The sequence below is a fragment of the Kocuria sp. KSNUG genome, assembly GCF_049532735.1.
GTDB lineage: Bacteria > Actinomycetota > Actinomycetes > Actinomycetales > Micrococcaceae > Kocuria > Kocuria rhizophila.
In genome coordinates this window covers 304,789-327,647 of the sequence record NZ_CP150981.1, presented here as the reverse complement: position 1 = coordinate 327,647, position 22,859 = coordinate 304,789, and the positions used below count along the sequence as shown (strand labels likewise).

The window sequence follows — 22,859 nt, the reverse complement described above, 5'->3', positions numbered from 1 at the left end:
TCAGTGCAGATTTATGCGTCGATTTCTGCACTAGCGGAGCACATGCAGACGCCTACGAGGGGCGCCGACGGGGGCGGCGTCGTCGTCTACTCGACGACCGCGCGGCGGATCTCGTCCAGCGAGGTGAGTTCTCCCGCGTTGATGCGTTCGCGCACCGACTCGTACTGCTCCTGGGAGGACGCGAACGGGATCTCCCGTCCCTGGGCGTCCAGCAGGCGGCCGTCCACGAACTGGTCGCCGTCCTGCAGGGCGCCCGCCTCCCGCGGGGAGAGCACGCGCAGTCCGACCGTGCCCATGCCCATGGCCTCCGTGGTGCGCTTGTGCACGCTGAGCTCGTTGAAGAAGAAGTTCATCACCAGGGCGGCCACCGCGGCGGAGGAGATGCCGGAGGAGAAGATGATGCCCACCCACGCCGGGAACGCGGCGTAGAAGTCCGGGGCCACGATCGGCACCATCCCGAAGGACAGGGAGACCGCCACGATGATCAGGTTCATGCCGCCGCGGTAGTCCACGCGCGCCAGGGTGCGGATGCCCGAGGACATCACGGTGCCGAACAGCACGAAGCCCGCGCCGCCCATCACCGGCAGCGGGATCGCGGCGATCACCTGGCCGAGCACCGGGAGCATGCCCAGCAGCACCATGAACACGCCACCCAGTGCCACCACGTAGCGGCTCCTGACCTTGGTGATGGCCACCAGGCCCACGTTCTGCACGAACGCCGTCTGCGTGAAGGAGTTGAACACGGGTGCCACGGCGGAGGAGAGCATGTCCGCGCGCAGCCCGTCCGCGATGCGCGCGGAGTCGATGCGCGAGCCCGTGACCTCGGACAGGGCCAGGATGTCCGCGGTGGTCTCCGCCATGTTCACCAGGATCACGATGCACATGGCCACGATCGCCGCCATGTGGAACGTGGGCGGGCCGAAGTGGAACGGCGAGGGCAGTGCGAACCACGGGCCCTGCCCCACCTGCGAGAAGTCCGCCATCCCCAGCGCCCACGCCACCACGGTGCCGACGACGATCGCCACCAGGATGGCCAGGCGGGACAGCACCGCGCCGCCGAACTTGGACAGCAGCAGCACCGCGAGCAGCGTGATCCCGGCCAGGGCGATGTTCGCCAGCGAGCCGTACCCGGGCGCCTTCTCGTCCCCGCCCATGGACCACGACGCCGCCACGGGCACCAGGGTGATGCCGATCGTCGTGATGATCGACCCCGTGACCACGGGCGGGAAGAACCGCAGTACGCGGGCGAAGAACGGGGCCATCAGGAACCCGAACACGGAGGCCACCATGATGGAGCCGATCACGGACTGCATGCCACCGCCCGTGGCCAGCACCGACAGCATGGTGGCGATTCCGGTGAAGGACACCCCCTGCACGAGCGGCAGCTGGCAGCCGATCCGCGGCAGCCCCCACGCCTGCAGGAACGTGGCGAACCCGCCCACGAACAGGGCTGCGGCCACGAGCAGGGCGGTCGTGGCGGCGTCGTACCCCGCGGCTCCGGCCACCACGAGCGGCACGGCGATGAGCCCGCCGTACATGGTGAGGATGTGCTGGACGGCGTAGACCACGGTGCGCCCGGCACCCAGCCGTTCGTCCTCGGGGCGGGAGGCCCGCTCCGCGGCGGGGGCGGGTGCTGCGCTGCTGGACATGAGGATCCTCGATCGTGGCGGGGTGGAGGTGGCCTCAAGAAGTGTAGGTGGGGCGGGCCACGTGCGGCGCGCGTGCGGGAAAACCGACTAATCTACGGGAATGGCCTTTCACGCGGACTCCACCGAACTGGACAACAAGGAAATCCTCACCTGGGAAGGGTTCGGCAGTGCCACCCGCGAGCTCGCCCAGCAGATCGTGGACTCGGAATTCGTCCCCGACATCATCATCGCGGTGGCCCGGGGCGGTCTGCTGCCCGCCGGGTCCCTCTCCTACGCCATGGGCGTGAAGCTCTCGGACGCCGTGAACGTCGAGTTCTACACGGACGTGCACGAAACCCTGCCTGATCCGGTGCTGCTGGCGCCCATGCTGGACACCGAGTCCATCAGTGACAAGAAGGTCCTGGTGGTGGACGACGTCGTGGACTCCGGGCGCACCCTGGCCCTCGTGCTCGAGCTGCTGCGCGGCTACGGCGCCGAGTGCCGCTCCGCGGTGATCTACGAGAAGCCCCGCTCCGAGGTCCGCCCCGACTTCTCCTGGAAGTCCACGGACGAGTGGATCGTCTTCCCGTGGTCCGCCGAGGAGCCGGTCACCAAGTCCCGCTGATCCGGGCCGCGGGACCCGGCGACGGGTCAGTGCTGCACGCGCTCCCACACGAGGGCCGCGGTGGCCTCGGCGATGGCGCGCTCCTCGTCCGTGGCGGCCACCAGGACCTCGATGGCCGAGCCGGGTGCGCTGATCCGGGCCACGTCCCCGTCGGGGTGCTCGTTGAGCGCGGGGTCCAGGGCGATGCCGAGCGCGCCCAGCTGATCGCACACCAGGGTCCGGAACTCGGGGGAGTTCTCCCCGATGCCCGCGGTGAAGATCAAGGCCTGCGCGCCGCCCACCGCCACGTGGTAGCCGCCGATGTACTTGGCCAGCCGGTACGCGGCCATTTCCAGTGCGAGCTGGGCCCGCTGGTCCCCGGACTCGGCGCGCTGCTGCACGGCGCGCATGTCCGAGTCCCCGCACACGCCCTGCAGCCCGGACTCGTTGTTGAGGATCCGGTTCATGTCCTTGGCACTCAGCTCGGGGTTGCGCTCCAGCATGGCCGTGACCACCGAGGGGTCCAGGTCACCGCTGCGGGTGCCCATCACCAGTCCCGCGAGCGGCGTGTAGCCCATGGACGTGTCGAAGGACCGGCCCTCACGGATAGCGGTGGCGGAGGCGCCGTTGCCCAGGTGGGCCACCACCGCGTTGAACTGCTCGCGCGGGATCCCCAGGAACTCGCACGCCTTGCCCGTCACGTAGTCGTGGGAGGTGCCGTGGAAGCCGTAGCGGCGCATCCCGTCCATCTCGTACCAGCTGTCGGGGATCGCGTAGCGCCACGCCTTCTCGGGCATGGTGCGGTGGAAGGCGGTGTCGAACACACACACCTGGGGCATGCCCGGGTAGGTCTTCTGGATGGCCCGCAGCCCCAGCGCATGGGCGGGGTTGTGCAGCGGGGCCAGGGGAGCGAGCCGCTCGATGGCGCGGATGATCTCGTTGTTCACGAGCACGGGGGCGGAGAACCGTTCACCACCGTGGACCACACGGTGCCCCGCGGCGTCGATCGTGCGCCCGCCGAGCTCCTCGTCCAGGCGCTGTGCGAGGATCTCCAGGGCCTGCGTGTGGTCCTCGACGTCCGAGGTGCCGATGTTCTCGATCAGCCCCTTGGTGATCACCTCACCGCCGGCCATGCCCGCGGTGGCCGTAGCCAGGGGCACGTTCTCGTCGATCGCCGGCATGGAGGAGGTGTAGGCGCTGGGCTCGGAGCCCTCCGGGGTGACCTCCCGCACCTGGTACTTGATGGAGGAGGAGCCGCAGTTGACGACGAGCACGAGCATGACGAGATCCTTAGGGAGCGACGGTGCGGGAGAGCTGCTCCCATGATCTCACGCACGGTGCGGGCTCCGAGTGACCGGTGGGTGGCCCCTGCACGACCCACTCCTTGCCGCCCGGTGACAGGCCGGGGCCCTACCATGGGGCAACACGTGTCCCTCGCTGCAACGGAGCACCCATGGACTGGACGGTCTTCGCCACCACGATCTACCTGATCATCGACTACAGCATCAAGATCATCGCCATCGGTGTGGTGCCCGAGAACCGGCGGCCGTCCTCCTCCACCGCGTGGCTCATGATCATCCTGGTGCTGCCCGTGGTGGGCCTGCCGCTGTTCCTCATGCTGGGCAGCCCCTACGTGCGGGGGCGGCGGATGCGCATCCAGGAGGACGCCAACAAGAGCCTCACGGAGGGCCTGGAGCAGTACCCGGACCTGCCCGAGGGCGCAGAGCCCCCGCGGTGGCTCGAGTCCTTCACGCACATGAACCGGCGGCTCACGGGGCTGCCGTGCGTCACGGGCACCCACGTGGAGCTGCTCACGGAGGAGCACGCCGTGATCGCGTCCATGGTGGACGCCGTGGACGCCGCGCAGGACTACGTCCACGTGGAGGTCTACATCATGGCGTGGGACCAGACCACGGCCCCGTTCTTCGAGGCGTTCGAGCGGGCGGTGCGCCGCGGCGTCGTTGTCCGTGTGCTGCTGGACCAGCTGGGGTCCCGCAAGTACCCCGGGTACCGCGATCTGGGCAAGCGGTTCGACGCCGCCGGGTTCCAGTGGCGCCTCATGATGCCGCTGCGGCCGTGGCGCGGCGAGCTGCGCCGCCCGGACCTGCGCAACCACCGCAAGCTCGTGGTGGTGGACGGCAACGTGGCGTTCATGGGCAGCCAGAACATGATCGACTCCAGCTACCTCTCCGAGAAGAACATGGAGATCGGGCGCCGCTGGGTGGACATCATGGTGCGCCTGACCGGTGAGATCACGGAGGAGATCGAGGCGGTCTTCGCCGTGGACTGGTACAGCGAGACCAACGAGCGGATCATGGCGGACACGTTCGTCCCCTCGCACGCCCCGGTCCCGGTGACCGGCCCGGACGGCCCGGGCAACTACATGCAGCTGCTGCCTTCGGGGCCGGGCTTCGAGACGCGTCCCAACGAGCGGCTCTTCGCGAGCATGGCCGACGCCGCACAGGAGAGCCTGGTGCTGTGCAGCCCGTACTTCATCCCGGACGAGTCCCTGCTGGCCGCCGTGACCACGGCCGCCTACCGAGGGGTGCGCGTGGAGCTGTTCACCAGCGAGAAGGCGGACCAGTTCATGGTGGGCCACGCCCAGGCCTCCTACTACGAGGCCCTGCTGGACGCGGGCGTGATCATCTACCAGTACCGCAGCCCCGAGGTGCTGCACACCAAGTTCATGGTGGTGGACGACGAGATGTCCGTGATGGGCTCGTCCAACATGGACATGCGCTCCATGGGGCTGAACTACGAGATCAGCCTGCTCGCGTTCGGCGGGGACATGGTGGGCAGCCTGCAGGACCTCGCCCAGCAGTACCGGGACGCCTCCACGGTGCTCACCGGCGAGAAGTGGAAGGGCCGCTCCGTGGGGGAGCGCTACCTCAACAGCGTCTTCCGCCTCACCTCCGCCCTGATGTGAGGGCGGGCGACGCCGCCCCCGGTCCTCCCGGGGGCGGCCGCCTCAGAGCGTCTGCGCCTGGATCGCGGTGATCGCCACGGTGTTGACGATGTCGTCCACGGTGCACCCGCGGGAGAGGTCGTTCACGGGCTTGCGCAGCCCCTGCAGCACGGGGCCCACGGCCACCGCGCCCGCAGACTGCTGCACGGCCTTGTAGGTGTTGTTGCCGGTGTTCAGGTCCGGGAACACGAACACCGTGGCCTGCCCTGCCACGTGCGAACCCGGGAGCTTGGACTTGGCGATCGAGGCGTCCACGGCGGCGTCGTACTGGATGGGGCCCTCCACCTCGAAGTCCGGGTCCGCGGCGCGCACGAGCTCGGTGGCCGCGCGCACCCGCTCCACGTCCGCCCCGGAGCCGGAGCCGCCGGTGGAGTAGGACAGCATGGCCACGCGCGGGTCCACGCCGAACTCGCGCGCCGTCTGGGCGGAGGCCAGGGCGATGTCCGCGAGCTGCTGCTCGTCCGGATTGGGGTTCACGGCGCAGTCGCCGTAGACCAGCACGCGGTCCGCGAGCAGCATGAAGAACACCGAGGACACGATGTTCACGCCCTCCCGGGTCTTCACGAACTCCAGGGCCGGGCGGATGGTGTTCGCGGTGGTGTGGGCGGCGCCGGAGACCATGCCGTCCACGTCCCCCAGCTGCACCATCATGGTGCCGAAGTAGGAGCCGTCCAGCATGCGCTCGAGCGCCTGGTCCTTGCTCACGCCCTTGTGGGAGCGCAGCCGCACGTACTCGTCCGCGTACCTGTTCCGCAGGGCGTCGTCGTGCTGGAAGTCCACCAGGTCCAGGCCCTCGGCGTCGAAGTCCAGCTCGATGCCCTCGGACTGCGCGAGCGCGCGGACGGCCTCGGGATCGCCGAGCACCGTGAGGTCGCAGAAGTTGCGGCGGTGGATCAGCTCCGCGGCGCGCAGGATGCGGGGGTCGTCCCCCTCGGGCAGCACGATCCGCTTGCGGTCCGCGCGCGCGGACTCCACGAGCTCGTGCAGGAAGCGCAGCGGCGTGCGCTTCACGGGCCGCGGCAGGGTCAGGCGGCCGGAGAGCTCCTCGCTGTCCACGTGCTCCGCCCACGCGCCGCGCGCCGCGGCGATCTTCCGGGAGTGCGCGCCGGCCAGGGTGCCGCGCGTGGCCGCCACGGCCTGCCCGGTGGTGAACGTGTCCCGCTCGGTGGTCAGCACGGGGAACGGGGCCGCGCCCAGCAGTGCGCCCACCGCGCCGGAGGGCCGGAAGCCCCCGGTCAGGAGCATTCCGGCGGGCACCGGCAGCGTGGGCGCCAACGACGACGCCAGGGTTGCCGAGACCACGTCCGTCCGGTCCCCGGGGGTGATCACCAGGTCCCCGTCCGCGATCTGGTCCAGGAAGTTTCCCGCGGTCATCGCGGCCACCTTCACGGCCTTGATGTCGCGGTCCAGGGACGAGGAGTTGAAGTCCGTGCCGTAGCCCTGGGCGTCCACGAGCTCGGCCACGGTGGGGTTGGAGATCGCGGGCAGCTCCGGGATCACGTACGCGGGGAGGTTGTGGTTGCCGGGCTTGGCCTCGCGGCGGATCTGCTCCGCGTGCTCCGGGTCCGCGCGGTTGACGATCACGGCGTAGATGTCGCACCCGGCCTGGCGCAGCTCGGTGCGGGTCACGTCCACGGCGTTGAGCACGTCCTTGACCCGCTCGGACTCGTGGGCGCCGATCACGGCGGCCACGGAGCAGCCCATGTCGTTGGCCAGGCGGGCGTTGAGGTCGAACTCCGCAGTGGCGGCGTTGTGGGCCACCAGGTCGGTGCCGTCCACCACGATCACGTCGCACTCCCGCGCCATCTCGGAGTACACGGCCACGGCGGCGGAGTCGAGCTCGTCGTGCTCACCGGAGGCGAGGATCTCGCGGCAGCGCTCCAGGGAGACCGCGCCCCGGCACCGGGAGTCCGGCAGGTCGAAGGTGCGCTTCATGAGCTGCAGCACCGGATCGTCCTCGGGGGAGGTGCCGTCGAACACCGGGCGGAAGAAGCCCAGGGCGTCCGTGCGCTTGAACATGGTGTCCGTGAGCCCCAGCGCCACCAGCGTCTTGCCGCTCTGCGGCGTCATCGCGGAGATGTAGATGCCCTGCGTCATGGAACGTGCTCCCTCGGTAGCGTCCGGCTGTGTCTCCAAGTCTAGGGAAGCGGTCCCCGTGCCGACCCGCGAGCAGTGGTGAGTTCGGCGACAGAACGGGTCGCACGACGTGACCCGTACCATGCCGGAGTATTTCGTACTACCCTTGCGTCATACGAAATTGGGCGGGCGAGGGTGGTCATGAGAGTGCACGTGCATTCGCGAGTCGTCGCGCGTCACCCGGAGGTCACGGTGGACCAGGTGATCGAGGCTTTTGAGGGAACGTTGCGATCCCGCGCCCGGGACACCACGCCAGTCCAGTGGGTGGGCGTCGGTGCCGACGCCGGCGGGCGACTGCTGGAGTACATCGCGGTGGAGGACGAACCGGACGGATGGCTGGTTTTCCACGCGATGCCAGTGACAACCAAGGTGCTCGTGGAAGTCGGGCTGAGGAGGTAGGAACATGAACCGCTACACGGATGTGAACGGGGTGCCGTTCACCGATGACGACATGGAACGGTGGGCCGAGGAGGCGGAGTCCGCAGAGGGGTTCACCGGAGGACACAAGGGGCCGTCGGTGCCCGGGCGCCCGATCAGCGTGGGGGTTGCGGCACGGCCCTTCACCCTCCGCCTGGATGCCGCGCGCCGAGCGAAGCTCAACGATGCGGCGCAGGCGCGTCACACCACTGCCTCTCAACTGGTCCGTGATCTCATCGACGCACTCTGAATCCTGTGCTCTGACCAGCGTCGTTCCTGCCGGGGGTGTCCGAGCCCCGGGGTGATCCGCCGGCAGGGTCCGTGCCGCACCAGGGGGTCGCGCTCCCTGCATCCCAGTGGGAGACTGGATGCATGCTGGTCGCCTTCTCCGTCTCCCCCAGTGGTGGGGACAATCCCGATGCCTCCGTCCACGACGCCGTGGCCGCCGCCGTCCACGTGGTGCGCGAGTCCGGGCTGCCCAACCGCACCGACTCCATGTTCACCACCATCGAGGGTGAGTGGGACGAGTGCATGGCCGTGGTCAAAGAGGCCACCGCGGCGGTCGCCGAGTACGGGCCACGAGTGTCCCTGGTGCTCAAGGCGGACATCCGCCCGGGCCACACCGGCGAGCTGACGGGCAAGCTGGAGCGGCTGGAGTCCGCGCTATCCCGCCACGAGCTGGGCCGTTCGCAGGAACGCCGCGGCATCACCTCGGGCACTGCCGGCTCGAACGGCCCCGCCGCCTCCGAAGGCGTCCCCGCCTCGGATGGCGCCACCGGCCCGGAGGGCACCACGAGCTCCGACGCCGCCGGTCGGAAGTGACGGCCCCGCGCACCTCGTGAGCAGGAAGAGCAAGAGCACCCAACGGGCCGGCCGTGCGGAAACCGGCGCCGCGGCGTCGTCGGACGCGCCGGGGCTCGTGGAGCGCACCTGGGTCACGGACACCGGCACCGTGGAGCTGCAGCAGGACACGTACGTGCCCGGCGCGTGGGTGCTGCGGGTGAACGGGGTGCCGTCCTCGCACATCGTCCCGGACCGCCCGGACCAGCTGGAGTTCGAGTACATGCGCTGGTTCTCCACGGTGCTCGAGGACCACGTCGGCTCGCACCTGGACCCCACCGCGCTGCGCGTCCTGCACCTTGGCGGCGGCGCGTGCTCCATGGCTCGCTACCTCGCGTGGCGCTACCCGCAGGCGCGTCAGGTGGTCGTGGAACTCGACGCCGCCCTGGCCACCCTCGTGCGCGAGTGGCTGGACCTGCCGCGGGCGCCGCTGCTGCGGATCCGCCCGGGGGAGGCGAGGGCGGTCACGGAGTCGCTCAGCGAGGACTCGCGGGACATCGTGATCCGGGACGTCTTCGCGGGGGAGCAGACCCCGGGGCACCTGCGCACGCTCGAGTTCGCGCGCCACGTGGACCGCGTGCTCGCCCCGGGTGGGCTGTACCTGCTGAACGTGGGGGACACCCGCAACCTCAAGGGCACCCGGGCGGAGATCGCGGCGCTGCTGGAGGTCTTCGAGCACGTCGCCGCGGTCGCGGACGCCCCCATGCTCAAGGGCCGCCGCTACGGCAACGTGGTGCTCGCCGCCTCGCACGCACCCCTGCCCGCGGCCGGTTCCGCCGACGCCGCCGCGCTGGGCCGCGAGCTGCTCGGCGGCTCCCTGCCGGCCCAGTACAAGGACACCGTGTGGTGCCGCGAGCTCGCGGCGGACACCCGGCCGTGGTTCGACAAGCCCGCGGATCCGATCCCCGAGGGCCCGGACGCGGCCTGACGGGCATCACGACGAACGCCGCCCGCGCCTCACGGGAGCGGGCCCGTGGGAGGCGGCGAGCGGCGTCGTCGTCAGGAGAAGTGGATCAGCTCGCCCAGCCCTCGATCACGCCGATGCCGAAGAACGCCACGAACGCGAGTGCCACCACGTACATGAGCGGGTGGACGTCCTTGGCGCGGCCCTGCACCAGGCGGATGAACACGTAGGAGACGAAGCCCGCGCCGATGCCGTTGGCGATCGAGTACGTGAACGGCATGACCGCGAACGTGAGGAACGCGGGGATCGCGACGCCCAGGTCCGCCCAGTCGATGGCCACCACGTTGCGGGCCATGAGGAAGCCGACCACCACCATGGCGGGGGCCACGGCCTCGAACGGGACCACGTTGACCAGCGGGGTGAGGAACATGGCGGCGAGGAACAGCACGCCGGTGACCACGTTGGCCAGGCCGGTGCGGGCGCCGTCCGCGATGCCCGTGGAGGACTCCACGAAGATCTGGTTGGAGGACACGGAGCCCGCGCCGCCGGCCACGGCACCAAGGGCGTCCACGAGGAGCACGCGGTCCACGTTCTCGATCTGGCCGTCCGCGTCCTCGAGCCCGGCCTGGCGGGACAGCCCCACCATGGTGCCCATCGCGTCGAAGAAGATGGACAGCAGGATGGTGAAGATCAGCAGGGCGCACGCGATCCCGCCGAGCTCCCGGAAGGCGTCGATGGGCGCGGCGGAGCCCAGCAGGGACAGGTCCGGCACCGCGAACAGCGCCTCCGGGGAGGACGGCACCACGAGCGACCAGCCGTGCGGGTTGTCCACGGAGGAGCCGCTGGGGGAGACCGCCTCCAGCACGTGCGCCAGGACGGTGGTGAGCACCACCGAGATCAGGATCCCGCCCCTGACGTTGCGCACCATCAGCGCGACGGTCAGCAGCAGGCCCACCACGAACGTGAGGGTGGGCCAGCCGAAGAGCTCACCGCCGGTGCCCAGCTGCACCGGAACGGTGGTGTGGGCGGCGTCCGGGATGCGGCGCACGAAGCCGGCGTTCACGAACCCGATCAGCGCGATGAACAGCCCGATGCCCACCACGATCGCGGTCTTGAGGGAGTCCGGCACCGCGTTGAACACCGCCGTGCGGAACCCGGTGACCACCAGGACCACCATGATCACGCCGGCCCAGATCACCAGACCCATCACCTGCGGCCACGTGAGCCCGGGGTTCGTGGCGATCGTGACGGCCAGGAACGCGTTCACGCCCAGCCCGGCGGCCATGCCGAACGGGGACCTGGCCCACACACCCATGAGGATGGTCAGCACGCCGGCCACCAGCGCGGTCATGGCGGCCACGCGCTCGCCGCCCAGGGTGTTCCCGGCGCCGTCCGGGCCGTAGCCGAGCACCAGCGGGTTGAGCACCACGATGTAGCTCATGGCGATGAACGTGGCCACGCCGCCGCGGACCTCGCGGCCCACGGTGGAGCCACGCCTCGTGATGGAGAAGAAGCGGTCCAGCCCGCCTCGGGGCTCGCTGCGCTGAGCGGGCGGGGTGGAAGACGACATGCAGATCCTCACGGGTGGGCGCTGGCCGCGCCGAACGGGACGGGTGGGGGTGTTTGTGTAGAAATACTACGACGACGCCGCCCGCGCACCGTGCCGCAGCGCCCGCCACGGTCCCCAGTCCGGTGGGGCAGGCGGGCCGGTGGCGCCAGGACCCGGAGCCGTCGCTCCGCCTCCGGGGCGGCTGCGTGGTTAGGCAGGACTGACCTGAGTTCACTACCGTTGATCCCAGTCCCTGTCTGCACGCGGGATCCGTGTGCGCGTCGAAAGGAATCACCACCGTGACAACCCCCACCTCCCGCCCGCTGCGCGTGGCCGTGATCGGCGCCGGCCCGGCCGGGATCTACGCCGCGGACATGCTCACCAAGACCGAGGCGGTCCGCGAGGGCGAGCTCGAGGTCAGCGTGGACCTGTTCGACCGCTACCCCACCCCGTTCGGGCTCATCCGCTACGGCGTGGCCCCGGACCACCCGCGCATCAAGGGGATCATCACGGCGCTGCGCTCCATCCTGGGCCGCGGGGACATCCGGTTCTTCGGCAACGTGGAGTACGGCCGGGACATCACCCTGGGCGAGTTCCTCACCCACTACGACGCCGTCATCTTCGCGACCGGTGCCGTCAACGACGCCCCGCTGGACATCCCCGGAGCGGACTTGGACGGCTCCTACGGCGCGGCCCGCTTCGTGGCCTGGTACGACGGCCACCCGGACTACCCGCGCACGTGGCCGCTGGAGGCCAAGGAGATCGCGGTGATTGGCAACGGCAACGTGGCGCTGGACGTGGCGCGGGTGCTCTCCAAGCACGCGGACGACATGCTGGTCACGGAGATCCCGGGCAACGTGTACCAGGGGCTGAAGCAGTCCCCGGTCACGGACGTGCACATCTTCGGGCGCCGCGGCCCCGCCCAGATCAAGTTCACGCCCCTGGAGCTGCGTGAGCTGGCCAAGTCCCGGGACGTGGACATCGTGGTCTACGACGAGGACTTCCAGTTCGACGAGGCCTCCGAGAAGGCCATGACCGAGAACAACCAGACCAAGGTCATGATGAAGACGCTGCAGAAGTGGCGTGAGGACGAGACCCCCAAGACCGCGTCCCGCCGGCTGCACCTGCACTTCCTGCAGACCCCGGACGAGATCCTCGGGGACGAGGACGGCAAGGTCCGTGCCATCCGCATGGAGCGCACGCGCCTCAACGGGGACGCCTCCGTGACCGGCACGGGCGAGTACACCGAGTACCCGGTGCAGGCCGTCTACCACGCGATCGGCTACCTGGGCTCCCCCCTGCCCGAGCTGCCCTTCGACCCCGAGCGCGGGGTCATCCTCAACGAGGAGGGCCGCGTGGTGGAGGCGGACGGCACCCCGGTGCCCGGCGTCTACGCCACCGGCTGGATCAAGCGCGGACCCGTGGGGCTGATCGGCGCCACCAAGTCCGACGCCCTGGAGACCGTGACCCACCTCGTGGCGGACCGTGCCTCCCTGGCCGATCCGGACAACCCGGACCCCCAGGCCGTGGTGGAGCTGCTCGAGTCCAAGGACGTGCAGTACACCACGTGGGACGGCTGGCTCGCCCTGGACGAGTACGAGCAGAGCCTGGGCCAGTCCTCGCACGACGCCGAGGGCAATCCCCGCGAGCGCGTCAAGGTGGTGGAGCGGGACGAGATGATCTCCGTCTCCCGCAACGGCTCGGGCCAGTAGGCCCTCGCCTCACGCATCGTCCACGGAGCGGGGTGGGGCGGGGTGGGAAGCACCGGGTGCGCCCGGGCTGCCCGCCCCGCCCCGCGGCGTCGGGGCGCGCGGGTGCTGCTGGGGGAACGACGCCGCCAGCACCGTCCCCGGGGTGAGGGTGACCTTCCTGCCCCGGCCGGGGGCCGTGCGTGCACCCCCGGTCCGTGCCCGCGGCGTCGACCGTGCGGATCAGACGCCGAGGACGCGGTGGGTGTGCTCGTTGAGCAGCAGCCCGTGGGGGTCCAGCTCCGCCCGCAGTGCCAGGAACTCCTCCCAGCGCGGGTAGAGCGGTGCGAGGTCCGCGGCGGTGCGCGTGTGCAGCGTGCCCCAGTGGGGGCGGCCGCCGTGCTCCACCAGGATCCGCTCCGCGGCGGTGAGGAAGGACTGGCTGGGGCGCCTGCCGTACTGGCGCAGGTTGATCCACCCCGTGTAGCGCCCCGTGGCCGGGGACAGGAACCCGGGGTCCGGCGGAGAGCACCGCACGGTCAGGGGGAACGAGAGGTCGTACACGTGGGCGTCCGCGAGGACCTTCAGCTCCCGCACCGCGGAGGCCGTGGCCTCCAGCGGCAGCGCGTACTCGGCGGCCACGTAGCGCACCGGACGGGCCACCGTGAACACGCTGTAGGACACGTCCGTGTAGCGCCGCGAGCTCTCCGCGAGGGACTCGATGCGGTTCAGCCCGGTCACGGCACGCGGGATCAGGTTCCCCACGCGGCCCAGCCCGGCGGTCAAGGAGGTGCGCAGAACGGCGTCGTCCGCGCGGCGCAGCGCCCGGGAGATCGGTGAGGCGGGGCGCGTGTAGGAGTCCGGGAGGCGGTGCAGGCGGCTCAGGATGCGGGTGTGGGCCGTGGTGGTCCCGGGCATCCAGGAGAACTCGACGTGGTCCGCGGCGGACATCCGTTCCTGCAGGGTGTCCAGCAGCGCACCGAGCGGCTCGCGGAACTCGGCGCAGTGCAGCCGGAACGCGCTGACGCACTGGAGGGTCACGGAGACCACCACGCCCAGCACGCCCAGGTGCACCCGGGCGGCGTCGAACAGGTCCGGGCGGTGGGTCTCCGAGCAGGAGATCAGCTCACCGGTGGGGGTGGCCAGGCTCAGCCCGATCACCTGACCGCCCAGGGACGGCTGCCCCAGGCCCGTGCCGTGGGTGCCCGTGGCCAGCGCGCCGCCCACGCTCATGTGCGAGGAGTCGGGGAGGTTGGCCAGCGCCAGCCCGTGCTGCTCCAGGATCAGATTCAGCTCCTGCAGCGTGGTGCCGGCGAACACCGTGACCCGCTGGTGGTCCTCGTCCACGGAGACCAGGCCCTTGAGGGCGGAGGTGTCCAGCAGGACGCCCTCCGTGGGGACCAGAGGCGCGCAGCTGTGGCCGGAGCCGGCAGTGCGCAGGCTCAGCCCGTGCTCCTGCGCCTCGCTCAGCACGCGCAGCACCTCGTCCGAGGTGGTGGGACGGACCCGCACCGTGGGATCCGCGGTGAGGTTGCCTCCCCAGGACCGCCACGTGCCGTTCTTCACCCGGGCCGTCATGCCCGGTGCTCCGCGTGTGCTCACGGCTCGTCTCCGTTCCGGGGGCGTTCAGCCCCCTCGATCCTCATCCGTGCCGGCACTGCACGTGCCCTCGCCCGCGCCGGCGCACCGCTGACGCTCTGCCTGCGGCGTGCGTCGCAGCCGTCGCGGGCGCCCGGAACCGCGGGGGTTGGCCGTGTCGCGTGGCCGGGACCGCACGGTGCGGGCCTGACGTGCGCCGCGGCGTCGTCGCAGCGATCCGGACGTCCCCATCATCTCACCGCAGCCCCGCCGCCGGTGACCGGGTGGCTAGGCTGGGAGCAGGAATCCACGGTCGGGGAGGGAACAGCAGTGAGGGCACCAGACGCCGAGATCATCGTGGGAGTGGACGGCTCCGAGCAGAGCCTGGGCGCCCTGCACTGGGCCGCACGGGAAGCACGGCGCCGCGGCGCACCGCTGCACGTGGTCACCGCCTACACGGTGCCCATGATCGGGGGGTCCACGTTCGACGTGGGCTACGCCGCGTTCGACGACGCCGCCATGAACCGCGCCGTGGAGGAGCTCGTGGCTGACGCCCGACGCCGCGTGGCCGAGCTGGACGTGGAGGTCCGGTCCACGGTCCAGGCCGGGGACCCCTCCGGTGTGCTCGTGGACCTCAGCAGGGATGCGCAGCTGCTGGTCCTGGGGTCCCGGGGCCACGGGAGGTTCCTGGGCCGGCTGCTGGGTTCGGTGTCCACGGCGGTGCCCGCCCACGCGCACTGCCCCGTGGGGATCATCCCCCTGCAGTGGGGCACCGACTACCGGGTCAGTGAGAACGTGAGCCGCCGCCCGGCTTTCGTGGACGGCGTGACGGTCGGCTCGGACGGCTCTCCGCACGCGAGCGCCGCCATGCTGTGGGCCGCGGACGAGGCGGAGCAGCTGGGGGTGCCGCTCACGGTGCTGTGCGCCGCGCCCTCGGATGCCGGGTCCTACGCCTGGCTGCCCTCTCCCGTGGACTTCGACGACCTGCGCGGTGAGGTGCGGGCCGCTCTGGACGTGTGCGTCCAGTGGCTGCGCGGCCACTTCCCGGGGCTCGAGATCACCGGGGAGCTCGCGGACGGATCGCCCATCGACGCCCTCGTGGAGCGCTCCGCCCGGAACCAGCTGGTGGTCACGGGCACGCGCGGTCGCGGCGGGTTCGCGGGCATGCTCCTGGGCTCCACGTCCCAGGGGGTGCTGCACCACTGCACCGGGCCGGTCATGATCGTCCCGTCCTTCGAGGACCCGCGGCTGGCGGACCGCCCCGAGGTGGCGGTCTAGCCTGCAGCTGTCCGCACCGGGGCGGCTCCACCCGTGTCACCAGCGGGGAGGAGGCATGCAGCCCCGGGGTGCGATGCGCCGGATCGGCCCCCAGCGCTGCGTGGCACTGCCCGGGGAATCGGCCGCGTCCCGCGGGGCCGCCTGTGTCCGCCCGGCCCACTCCGCCCGGGCGGGTCCACCCTTATCACGCCTGTTTGTGGAACGGGTGGTTTCCCTCTAGGATACTGAAGGTTCATCGTCCCATGGTGCCCTGTGTGCTGTCGGACGGAGTTCTGGCCCCCATCGTCTAGCGGCCTAGGACACCGCCCTTTCACGGCGGCGGCACGGGTTCGAATCCCGTTGGGGGTACGGTTTCCACTCGGAGCACCGCCGGGGACACGATTTGCACAGTGAGTCGTTCGTCCTGGTAGGATATCCACTCGTTGGAAACAACCAAGGCCCTGTAGCGCAGTTGGTTAGCGCGCCGCCCTGTCACGGCGGAGGTCGCGGGTTCAAGTCCCGTCAGGGTCGCTCAGGCGGCGATGAAAAGGCAACTTTTCGCGCCGTCGCGGCATATCATCGAGAGGTTTCCTCCCGGTGCGTGCCTGGCTCTGTAGCTCAGTTGGTAGAGCGTACGACTGAAAATCGTAAGGTCACCGGATCGACGCCGGTCGGAGCCACTGAACCCTCGCGTGGCTTCTACACGCGGGGGTTCTTTGCTGTTCGGGGTGATCCCCCCACGCTGTTCGCGTGCCGAGCGTCTCAGCCCCCACCCCCGCGCGGTGGGAACGACGCCGTTTGCCACCTCTACGGCCCCGCTCGCCGTGCGTGCTCGCACCGGACCCTCAGCCCACACCGAGGTTGCGGGCCTACCGTGGTCACCGATGGACGGGCCCAGGGCAGTGGGTTCCGCGCGGAAGAGGGAGCTGGCCATGCGACGGCGGATGCGCGTGCTGTGTGCCACCACGGTGCTGGCGGCACTCTCCGCCGGTCTGACCGGGTGCAGTGCCCAGGACCCCTCCGGCACGGCCCTCGAGACTTCCCCCACAGCCCCCAGCTCCACGGTCACGAGCGCCCGGCCCACGGCCTCACGCTCCGCGTCCTCCGCGAGCACCCAGGAGTGCTTCGACGTCGCTGAGGCCGTGAGTGGCGTGGAGCTGCTGCCCCTGGGCCACGACGGTGAGCACGAGAGCCAGGACGCCGGAGACCTGGACGAGGCCCGCGCCTCCGCGGACCAGATGTTTGCCCAGCTGCCCTCCGCCGTGCAGCCGGCCTTCGAGGAGGTGGAGCGAATCCTCGACGGCGCCGGGGACGCCCTGGAGCCCTCCGAGGCCGCCAAGATCCAGCAGGCCCTCACCCCCGCCGACGCCTGGCTGCAGTCCCACTGCTCTGCGAGCCCGGGCGCCAGCGCATCCGGTGAGATGCCGCCCACCGGCTGACCCCGCCCCGGGAACCCGGCGCATCCGGGGCCGTCACGCACACTCGGACCCGGGTCAGGACCTCAGAGTTCCAGCCACACCGCGCTGTCCACGGTCAGGCGGTCTCCGATCACCGCGTCCTGGCCGCTCGTGAGCAGCAGTGTGCCGCGCGAGAGCTCTACGATCTCGGCCTCACTCTCCCCGAGGTTCGCCGCCACCAGCACCGTGCGGCCCTCGCGGGAAGTGAGCACGTACGCCAGCACACCCTCCGGGCCGTCGCTCAGCTCGTGCCACCTGAAGTCCGCGGTGCCCAGGCCCAGCTCCCCGCGCACCTGCAGGGCACGCCGGTAGAGGTTGAGCGTGGACTGCGGGTCGCCCTCCTGGTGGTCCACCGTGATCTCGCGGAAGGACTCCGGCTGCGGCAGCCACGGGTTCGGGCCGAAACCCAGCCCCTCGCCCGCGGGGGACCAGGGGAGAGGTACCCGAGCGCCGTCGCGCCCCAGCTCCGCGCCCGCGGTGCGGTGGAACGTGGGATCCTCACGGGCGGCGTCGGGAAGGGCCGTGTGCTCCGGAAGGCCCAGCTCATCACCCTGGTAGACGTACGCCGAGCCCGGCAGGGACAGCTCCACCAGGGCGGCTGCGCGGGCCCGGCGCAGGCCCCGTCCGTGGTGGGGCTGCTCGTCCTGCGCGCCGATGCCGTTGGGGTACGCCGTCCGCGAGCCCAGGCCGTAGCGGGAGGCGTGGCGCACGGTGTCGTGGTTGGAGAGCACCCACGTGCAGGGCGCACCCACCTCGTAGTTGGCGCGCAGCGAGATGTCCACGGTGTCCCGCATGCGGTCGCGGTGCCAGCCGGAGATCAGGAAGTCGAAGTTGAACGCCTGCTGGGCCTCGTCCGGTCGGACGTAGCGAGCCAGACGCTCGGCAGGGCTCACCCACGCCTCGACCACCAGCATCCGGTCCCCGGGGTACTCCTGCAGCACGCGGTGCCAGTCGCGGTAGATCTCGTGCACGCCGTCCTGGTCGAAGTACGGGCCGGTGTCCATGGTCTTGGTGGGCTCGTCCGCGTCCGCGGGGTCCTGAGCTCCGACGACGTCGCCCGATCCGGTTCCGGCCCCGCCCGCCTGCTCGGCGCCGACCGTCTCCGGTCCGGGGGGTGCCGCTTCGGTGGCGTCCGAGGACGTGGCGTCCGCGGTGCTGTCCTGAGCTGCGCCGTGGTCCGAGGTGGTGTCCTCCGCGGAAGTGCCCTCCACCATGTGGACCTGCTCGTCCCAGTCGGGGAGGCCCTCGGCCTTGATCATCCCGTGGGCCACGTCCACCCGGAAGCCGTCCGCGCCGCGGTCCAGCCAGAACCGCAGGATGGCGCGGAACTCCTCCCACACCTTCGGGTTCTTCCAGTCCAGATCCGGCTGGGAGGAGTCGAAGAGGTGCAGGTACCACTGGCCGTCCGGCACACGGGTCCACGCGGAACCGCCGAACAAGGACTTCCAGTTGTTGGGCGGCAGCTCGCCGTTCTCGCCCCTGCCCTCCCGGAAGATGTAGCGGGCGCGCTCCGGTGAACCAGGGGCTGAGGCCAGGGCGGCCCGGAACCAGTCGTGGTCCTCGGACGTGTGGTTGGGCACCAGGTCCACGATGATCTTCAACCCCAGCCGGTGGGCCTCCTCCCGCATCCGGTCGTAGTCCTCCAGCGAACCGAAGCGGGGATCCACGGTGCGGTAGTCCGCGACGTCGTAGCCGGCGTCGTGCTGCGGCGAGAGGTAGAAGGGGGAGAGCCAGACGGCGTCCACGCCCAGGCGCTTGAGGTAGGGCAGCTTCTCGGTCACGCCGCCCAGATCACCCATGCCGTCCCCGTTGGAGTCCTTGAAGGAGCGGGGATACACCTGGTAGATCACGGCGTCGCGCCACCACTCGGAACCGGAGGGGGCGGGGAAGGAGGTCTGGGAGAGAGTCACGCGCTCCAGGCTACCCACGGCTGGCCGCCACGTGCCAAAGGGCGCCAAACCCTCTGCGCGCCACCCGCCCCGCCCCGCCCGAACACGTGACCGCCTGCCACCCGCCAGCTGCATTTGCTCCGTTAGTGCAGAAAATAGGACCCCCAGCTGCATTTGCTCCACTAGACAGCGTCCAACCCCCCGGGGGCGAGGGCGCAGAGAGGCGGTGGAGCCCCGGTCAGAGGGGGGTGTGGAGCAGGGCTGTGGACAACCTGCCCCGGTCAACCGAACGTCAACCTACAGTTCGGGCATGGTGTTGTACCAGCAGCGTCCAGCCCCGTTTCCCGCCGAGCCACTGGTGGTTCCCACGGCGGAAACCGGCCGACGCGCCTCACAGTTGCTCGCCAGCCCGGGCGTGCAGCGACTCGCGCGGGGATTGTGGGTGCTCCGGGACGAGCCGCTCACGGCGGTGGAAAGAGCTGTTCTCCTGCAGCGGCATCTGTGCCGGCCCGAGTCCGGGCTTCTGGTGAGCGGCCTGCACGGGCTGGAGCTGCTGCGGCTCCCCGTGGGCGGAAGTGAGGCGTGGGTGCAGGACGTGCTTGCCCGGCCCCACCAGTCGCGTGGTCAACGCCAGGCTGTGTTCAGTGCCGCCTCACTGAACGCCGCGAACCACTGCGTTGAGCTTCTCTGGACTGATCACCGCGCTCAGTCCAAGCAGGAGGGAGTGCGCATTGCCATGTCCCACGGTCTGCCCAGCCTCGAGGGCCCATGGGGCAGCAGGATTGCCCATCCACTGGAGATGCTGTCCCGGATGAGCACCGCGCTGTCTCCGTGGCGGATCACCGCATGCCTGGACGCGCTGCTGTCCACCCGCTTCGCTGTCCCTGGCACGTCCCGCCCGGTGCAGTTCACACGAGACGAGTTGGAGGAGAGCTTGGACCAGCTCCCTCCAGCCGCCCGAGGTGTCATCCGGCTGCGCCGCGCGTGGCGTGATGCCCGGTCACCGTGCTGGTCGGCGGCGGAGACCCTGACCCGGCTGCTCATTGCCCGTCACGACCTGCCCGAGCCGTCCCTGAACCACCAGGTGACGATCGCAGGGCGCACGTTCTTCCTGGACCTGGCATGGCCAGGTGCACGAACGGCCCTGGAGTACAACGGCGGCGTCCATGCTCGTGAGGTGTCCCAGTACCGGGACGAGATGTACCGCCTGTCCCTCCTGCGCGACGCGGGGTGGGACGTCTCTGTCCTCACGTGGGACGACCTTCGCTCCCCGACCCGCAGGATGACGTGGCTCTCGCGCATACAAGAGGGTCTGGGTAGCCCGCACCGTGCTCTCTAGTGGAGTAAACGCAGCCACACGGCCTTGAATCTGCAATAACGGAGCAAATGCAGCACCTGCCCCCGGGTGCTGAGAGCGAGGGGGCGACGGCGCTCGGTTCGGCTCTTGAGGGTCAGTTCGCCTGCTGCAACTGCGCCAGCGGGGCCCAGCGCCTGAAGATGCGGCGCAGCGCCGCGGTTGCGGATCCGAAGTCCCCCTCACGGAGCAGGTCCAGGGCGTCGGCCATGTCCTGCGGGGACTCGTCCGGCTGGATCCGGTCCGCGAGAGAGCCGTAGTCCAGGCTCACCAGGGAAGCGGAGCTGAAGGATCCCAGCCAGCGGCTCAACCGGGTGAGGTCCTGGGCGAAGGCGGCGGCCTGTCGGGCCTCGTCCGGGAGGTCGTCCTCGGGGGCGTCGCCGGAGACGGCCCGTCCGGCGTCGTCGACAATTTGTGCGGCCTGGAGGGTGCGCTGCGCGGCGGCGTCCGCGGGGGCGATGAACCGGTGGATCTGGTGCCCGGAGTGCTGGGACGCCACATGGTCCGCTGGGGTGAAGGCCGCGAACCATGCCAGGGGGATCGCGTAGGCGGCCTCCCGGGTGTAGACGGGCTGGAAGGCCTCGGTGGAGGTGGCCCTGGCGGCGTCCTCCACCTCCTGCTCGGGGACCAGGAGGGGCAGGAGCTGGGCGCTGTCCTCGTTCTCGGCGGCGGTGAACAGGCGCAGGGAGCGGCGCAGGCGCTGGGTGGGGTGGAACACGGGGAAGTCCCCCGGGTGGTTCGGGGACGCACCGGGAACGTGACCCGGGGCGCCGGCGGGCCCCGAGGCGCTCGGAGCCCCCGCGGAACCTGCAGCACCTGCAACACCCGAGATGCGAGCAGCCCCCGGATGGCCTGGAAAACCGGAAGCGCCCGGAGCGCCGGGGGCACCCGCAAAACCCGGAGCGCCCGCAGCGCCCGGGGAACCCGAAGCACCCGCAGCGCCCGGGGAACCCGAAGCACCCGCGGTGCCCGGGGAACCGGAGGCGCCCGGGGCCCCCGACGGCCCCGGCACCCCCGCCAACCGCCGCGCCCCGGCCGGAGCCGTGGAGAACGGCATGCTCCACAGGGGCTCGCGGGCCGGGGGCAGCAGGGACTGGGAGGTGTCCGCGATGCGGGCGAGCTGCTCCGAGAACTCGTGCACGCCCCCGGTGAAGGGGTCCAGGGCGCGGGGGATGCCGGGGGCGTAGTGCGCGTCCAGGTCCTGCTGGGGGACGTAGACGCGCAGCGCGAACCGCACGGGCGGGCCCGTGATGCTGCGGTAGGCGCTGCCCGCGTTGATCAGGGGCACGGGATCAGTCGATCTCGATCACGACGGGCGCGTGGTCCGAGGCGCCCTTGCCCTTGCGCTCGTCCCGGTCGATCCAGGCGTCCTGCACGCGGGCGGCCAGCGCGGGGGAGCACAGCTGGAAGTCGATGCGCATGCCCTCCTTCTTGGGGAAGCGCAGCTGCTTGTAGTCCCAGTACGTGTAGACGCCGGGGCCGGGGTGGCGCGGGCGGACCACGTCCTGGTAGCCGGCGTCATCGATGAACGCGTGGAACGCCGCGCGCTCCGGTTCGCTGACGTGGGTGTAGCCGCCCTCCTTGAAGAGCTGGATGTCCCACACGTCGTCGTCCTGCGGGGCCACGTTCCAGTCACCCACCAGGGCGATCTGCGCGTTCGGATCGTCCTGCAGCCACTGCTTGGCGTGGCCCTCCAGCACCCGCAGCCACTCGAGCTTGTACGGCATGTGGGGGTCCTCCAGGCCGCGGCCGTTGGGCACGTAGAGGGACCACACGCGCACGCCGCCGCACGTGGCGCCGATCGCGCGGGCCTCCTGCGCGGGCTCCTGGCCGGGCTTGCCGAACGTGGGCTGCTCCGGGAAGGTGCGCTCCACGTCCGTGAGCCCCACGCGCGAGGCGATGGCCACGCCGTTCCACTGGCTCACGCCGAAGTGCGCCACCTCGTAGCCCGCGAACTCGAACAGCTCCCACGGGAAGTTCTCGTCCTTGGCCTTGGTCTCCTGGATGGCCAGGACGTCCACGTCCGAGCGGTCGAGCCACGCCTCGATGCGGTCGGCCCGGGCGCGGATGGAGTTCACGTTCCACGTGGCAATTCTCATGGGCACCACCGTAGCCACCCGCGCCGCACCGGAGAAACCGTGCAGGGCGCCCCGCACGGTCCACGGCCGCCGCAGGCACGGGGCACGACGCCGCTGGGCCGGGTCCCACGCACGGGGCCGGTGCGGCGCGTGGGGCCTGGGACGGTCGGGCCTTGCACGCCGGGCCTCACAGGTCGGTACGCCCAGGGGACCGAGCACCCCCACCGGAGGATCCCGCGGGCCGCACGCCCGGGCCGCGGGCGTCGTCGTGCTCCCGCGCCCCACGGGCGGGGTGCCGCCCCGCGTTCACGCCCCGCCGGAGGCGAGACGCCCGACGCGCCGAGCACCCCCGCTCGTGATTGCCGCTCACAGCGGCCCCGCTCCCCGCCGCGGGCGTCGTCGTGCTCACACGCCTCAGGCGTGGGGGACCACCTCCGGCCCGGAGCCGATTCCCCGGGGACTTCCACCGGGATCCCAGGCGGGAGGCGGGACGCCCGGGAACACGGGGCAGTAGT

Annotated in this window: 17 protein-coding genes, 3 tRNA genes and 1 pseudogene; 13 read left to right on the top strand and 8 right to left on the bottom strand. The window is 70.9% G+C overall.

Annotation, left to right across the window (positions count from 1 at the left end; all coding sequences use genetic code 11):
- Window positions 1–86: 86 nt before the first annotated feature.
- On the bottom strand, window positions 87–1,649 hold the full coding sequence (locus AABM36_RS01475; RefSeq protein WP_423446870.1) for a nucleobase:cation symporter-2 family protein: 1,563 nt from the start codon (window positions 1,647–1,649) through the stop codon (window positions 87–89).
- A 100-nt stretch (window positions 1,650–1,749) separates the two neighbouring features.
- Between AABM36_RS01475 and AABM36_RS01470 the strand changes: the two genes are divergently transcribed.
- On the top strand, window positions 1,750–2,253 hold the full coding sequence (locus AABM36_RS01470) for a phosphoribosyltransferase (protein ID WP_059281668.1): 504 nt from the start codon (window positions 1,750–1,752) through the stop codon (window positions 2,251–2,253).
- 26 nt (window positions 2,254–2,279) lie between these two features.
- Here the strand turns inward: AABM36_RS01470 and AABM36_RS01465 are convergent, their stop codons facing one another.
- Window positions 2,280–3,512 carry an acetate/propionate family kinase gene (locus tag AABM36_RS01465; protein WP_423446868.1) on the bottom strand — a complete coding sequence of 411 codons (1,233 nt, stop codon included), beginning with the start codon at window positions 3,510–3,512 and terminating at the stop codon, window positions 2,280–2,282.
- Window positions 3,513–3,685: 173 nt separating this feature from the next.
- On the opposite strand from AABM36_RS01465, the gene cls reads away from it, so the two are divergent.
- Window positions 3,686–5,158 (top strand): cardiolipin synthase, encoded by a 1,473-nt coding sequence (cls, locus tag AABM36_RS01460; RefSeq protein WP_423446866.1) that lies wholly within the window; start codon window positions 3,686–3,688, stop codon window positions 5,156–5,158.
- Between the two features lie 42 nt (window positions 5,159–5,200).
- Here the strand turns inward: cls and pta are convergent, their stop codons facing one another.
- Window positions 5,201–7,294: a phosphate acetyltransferase gene (gene pta / locus AABM36_RS01455; RefSeq protein WP_423446864.1), complete on the bottom strand. Its 2,094-nt coding sequence runs from the start codon at window positions 7,292–7,294 to the stop codon at window positions 5,201–5,203.
- Window positions 7,295–7,525: 231 nt separating this feature from the next.
- Between pta and AABM36_RS01450 the strand changes: the two genes are divergently transcribed.
- The 4 genes and pseudogenes from AABM36_RS01450 to AABM36_RS01435 all read left to right on the top strand — a co-directional run bounded on the left by AABM36_RS01450 (window position 7,526) and on the right by AABM36_RS01435 (window position 9,518).
- Window positions 7,526–7,732: a hypothetical protein gene (locus AABM36_RS01450; RefSeq protein ID WP_259918732.1), complete on the top strand. Its 207-nt coding sequence runs from the start codon at window positions 7,526–7,528 to the stop codon at window positions 7,730–7,732.
- A gap of 4 nt (window positions 7,733–7,736) precedes the next feature.
- The gene (locus AABM36_RS01445; RefSeq protein ID WP_259918730.1) at window positions 7,737–8,000 is read left to right on the top strand and encodes a CopG family transcriptional regulator; all 264 of its coding nucleotides are present in this window, start codon (window positions 7,737–7,739) and stop codon (window positions 7,998–8,000) included.
- Window positions 8,001–8,122: 122 nt separating this feature from the next.
- Window positions 8,123–8,431: pseudogene (locus tag AABM36_RS01440) on the top strand (thiamine-binding protein); the annotation flags it as partial.
- Between the two features lie 157 nt (window positions 8,432–8,588).
- Window positions 8,589–9,518: a spermidine synthase gene (locus tag AABM36_RS01435; protein ID WP_423446862.1), complete on the top strand. Its 930-nt coding sequence runs from the start codon at window positions 8,589–8,591 to the stop codon at window positions 9,516–9,518.
- A gap of 85 nt (window positions 9,519–9,603) precedes the next feature.
- On the opposite strand, the gene AABM36_RS01430 is transcribed toward AABM36_RS01435, so the two are convergent.
- The gene (locus AABM36_RS01430; protein WP_047979033.1) at window positions 9,604–11,064 is read right to left on the bottom strand and encodes an NCS2 family permease; all 1,461 of its coding nucleotides are present in this window, start codon (window positions 11,062–11,064) and stop codon (window positions 9,604–9,606) included.
- Between the two features lie 251 nt (window positions 11,065–11,315).
- Here AABM36_RS01430 and AABM36_RS01425 point away from each other — a divergent pair, with 251 nt between their 5' ends.
- Window positions 11,316–12,755, top strand: a complete 1,440-nt coding sequence (locus tag AABM36_RS01425) for an FAD-dependent oxidoreductase (RefSeq protein ID WP_186319712.1) — start codon at window positions 11,316–11,318, stop codon at window positions 12,753–12,755.
- Between the two features lie 219 nt (window positions 12,756–12,974).
- Here the strand turns inward: AABM36_RS01425 and AABM36_RS01420 are convergent, their stop codons facing one another.
- On the bottom strand, window positions 12,975–14,333 hold the full coding sequence (locus tag AABM36_RS01420) for a D-arabinono-1,4-lactone oxidase (protein WP_246829092.1): 1,359 nt from the start codon (window positions 14,331–14,333) through the stop codon (window positions 12,975–12,977).
- Window positions 14,334–14,639: 306 nt separating this feature from the next.
- On the opposite strand from AABM36_RS01420, the gene AABM36_RS01415 reads away from it, so the two are divergent.
- From AABM36_RS01415 to AABM36_RS01395, 5 genes are all read left to right on the top strand, one after another.
- Window positions 14,640–15,587 (top strand): universal stress protein, encoded by a 948-nt coding sequence (locus tag AABM36_RS01415; protein WP_423446859.1) that lies wholly within the window; start codon window positions 14,640–14,642, stop codon window positions 15,585–15,587.
- 275 nt (window positions 15,588–15,862) lie between these two features.
- Window positions 15,863–15,935 (top strand) — tRNA-Glu (locus AABM36_RS01410).
- A gap of 88 nt (window positions 15,936–16,023) precedes the next feature.
- Window positions 16,024–16,097, top strand: a tRNA-Asp gene (locus AABM36_RS01405).
- A gap of 76 nt (window positions 16,098–16,173) precedes the next feature.
- A tRNA-Phe gene (locus AABM36_RS01400) sits at window positions 16,174–16,246 on the top strand.
- 252 nt (window positions 16,247–16,498) lie between these two features.
- Window positions 16,499–17,005, top strand: a complete 507-nt coding sequence (locus AABM36_RS01395) for a hypothetical protein (protein ID WP_423446857.1) — start codon at window positions 16,499–16,501, stop codon at window positions 17,003–17,005.
- Window positions 17,006–17,067: 62 nt separating this feature from the next.
- Here AABM36_RS01395 and AABM36_RS01390 read toward each other — a convergent pair whose 3' ends face one another.
- Complete coding sequence (locus AABM36_RS01390) at window positions 17,068–18,933, bottom strand: alpha-amylase family glycosyl hydrolase (protein WP_423446855.1); 1,866 nt, start codon at window positions 18,931–18,933, stop codon at window positions 17,068–17,070.
- Window positions 18,934–19,648: 715 nt separating this feature from the next.
- On the opposite strand from AABM36_RS01390, the gene AABM36_RS01385 reads away from it, so the two are divergent.
- Window positions 19,649–20,251, top strand: a complete 603-nt coding sequence (locus tag AABM36_RS01385; protein WP_423446853.1) for a hypothetical protein — start codon at window positions 19,649–19,651, stop codon at window positions 20,249–20,251.
- Window positions 20,252–20,363: 112 nt separating this feature from the next.
- On the opposite strand, the gene AABM36_RS01380 is transcribed toward AABM36_RS01385, so the two are convergent.
- Together AABM36_RS01380 and AABM36_RS01375 are read right to left on the bottom strand one after the other, a co-directional pair.
- Window positions 20,364–21,554: a collagen-like triple helix repeat-containing protein gene (locus AABM36_RS01380; RefSeq protein WP_423446851.1), complete on the bottom strand. Its 1,191-nt coding sequence runs from the start codon at window positions 21,552–21,554 to the stop codon at window positions 20,364–20,366.
- Between the two features lie 4 nt (window positions 21,555–21,558).
- The gene (locus AABM36_RS01375; protein WP_423446850.1) at window positions 21,559–22,365 is read right to left on the bottom strand and encodes an exodeoxyribonuclease III; all 807 of its coding nucleotides are present in this window, start codon (window positions 22,363–22,365) and stop codon (window positions 21,559–21,561) included.
- Between the last annotated feature and the right edge of the window lie 494 nt (window positions 22,366–22,859).

Bases quoted from the DNA above. Each gene is read 5' to 3' on its own strand.
- AABM36_RS01475 (WP_423446870.1), bottom strand. From the start codon at position 1,649: ATGTCCAGCAGCGCAGCACCCGCCCCCGCCGCGGAGCGGGCCTCCCGC.
- AABM36_RS01470 (WP_059281668.1), top strand. From the start codon at position 1,750: ATGGCCTTTCACGCGGACTCCACCGAACTGGACAACAAGGAAATCCTC.
- AABM36_RS01465 (WP_423446868.1), bottom strand. From the start codon at position 3,512: ATGCTCGTGCTCGTCGTCAACTGCGGCTCCTCCTCCATCAAGTACCAG.
- cls (WP_423446866.1), top strand. From the start codon at position 3,686: ATGGACTGGACGGTCTTCGCCACCACGATCTACCTGATCATCGACTAC.
- pta (WP_423446864.1), bottom strand. From the start codon at position 7,294: ATGACGCAGGGCATCTACATCTCCGCGATGACGCCGCAGAGCGGCAAG.
- AABM36_RS01445 (WP_259918730.1), top strand. From the start codon at position 7,737: ATGAACCGCTACACGGATGTGAACGGGGTGCCGTTCACCGATGACGAC.
- AABM36_RS01430 (WP_047979033.1), bottom strand. From the start codon at position 11,064: ATGTCGTCTTCCACCCCGCCCGCTCAGCGCAGCGAGCCCCGAGGCGGG.
- AABM36_RS01395 (WP_423446857.1), top strand. From the start codon at position 16,499: ATGCGACGGCGGATGCGCGTGCTGTGTGCCACCACGGTGCTGGCGGCA.
- AABM36_RS01385 (WP_423446853.1), top strand. From the start codon at position 19,649: ATGTCCCACGGTCTGCCCAGCCTCGAGGGCCCATGGGGCAGCAGGATT.
- AABM36_RS01375 (WP_423446850.1), bottom strand. From the start codon at position 22,365: ATGAGAATTGCCACGTGGAACGTGAACTCCATCCGCGCCCGGGCCGAC.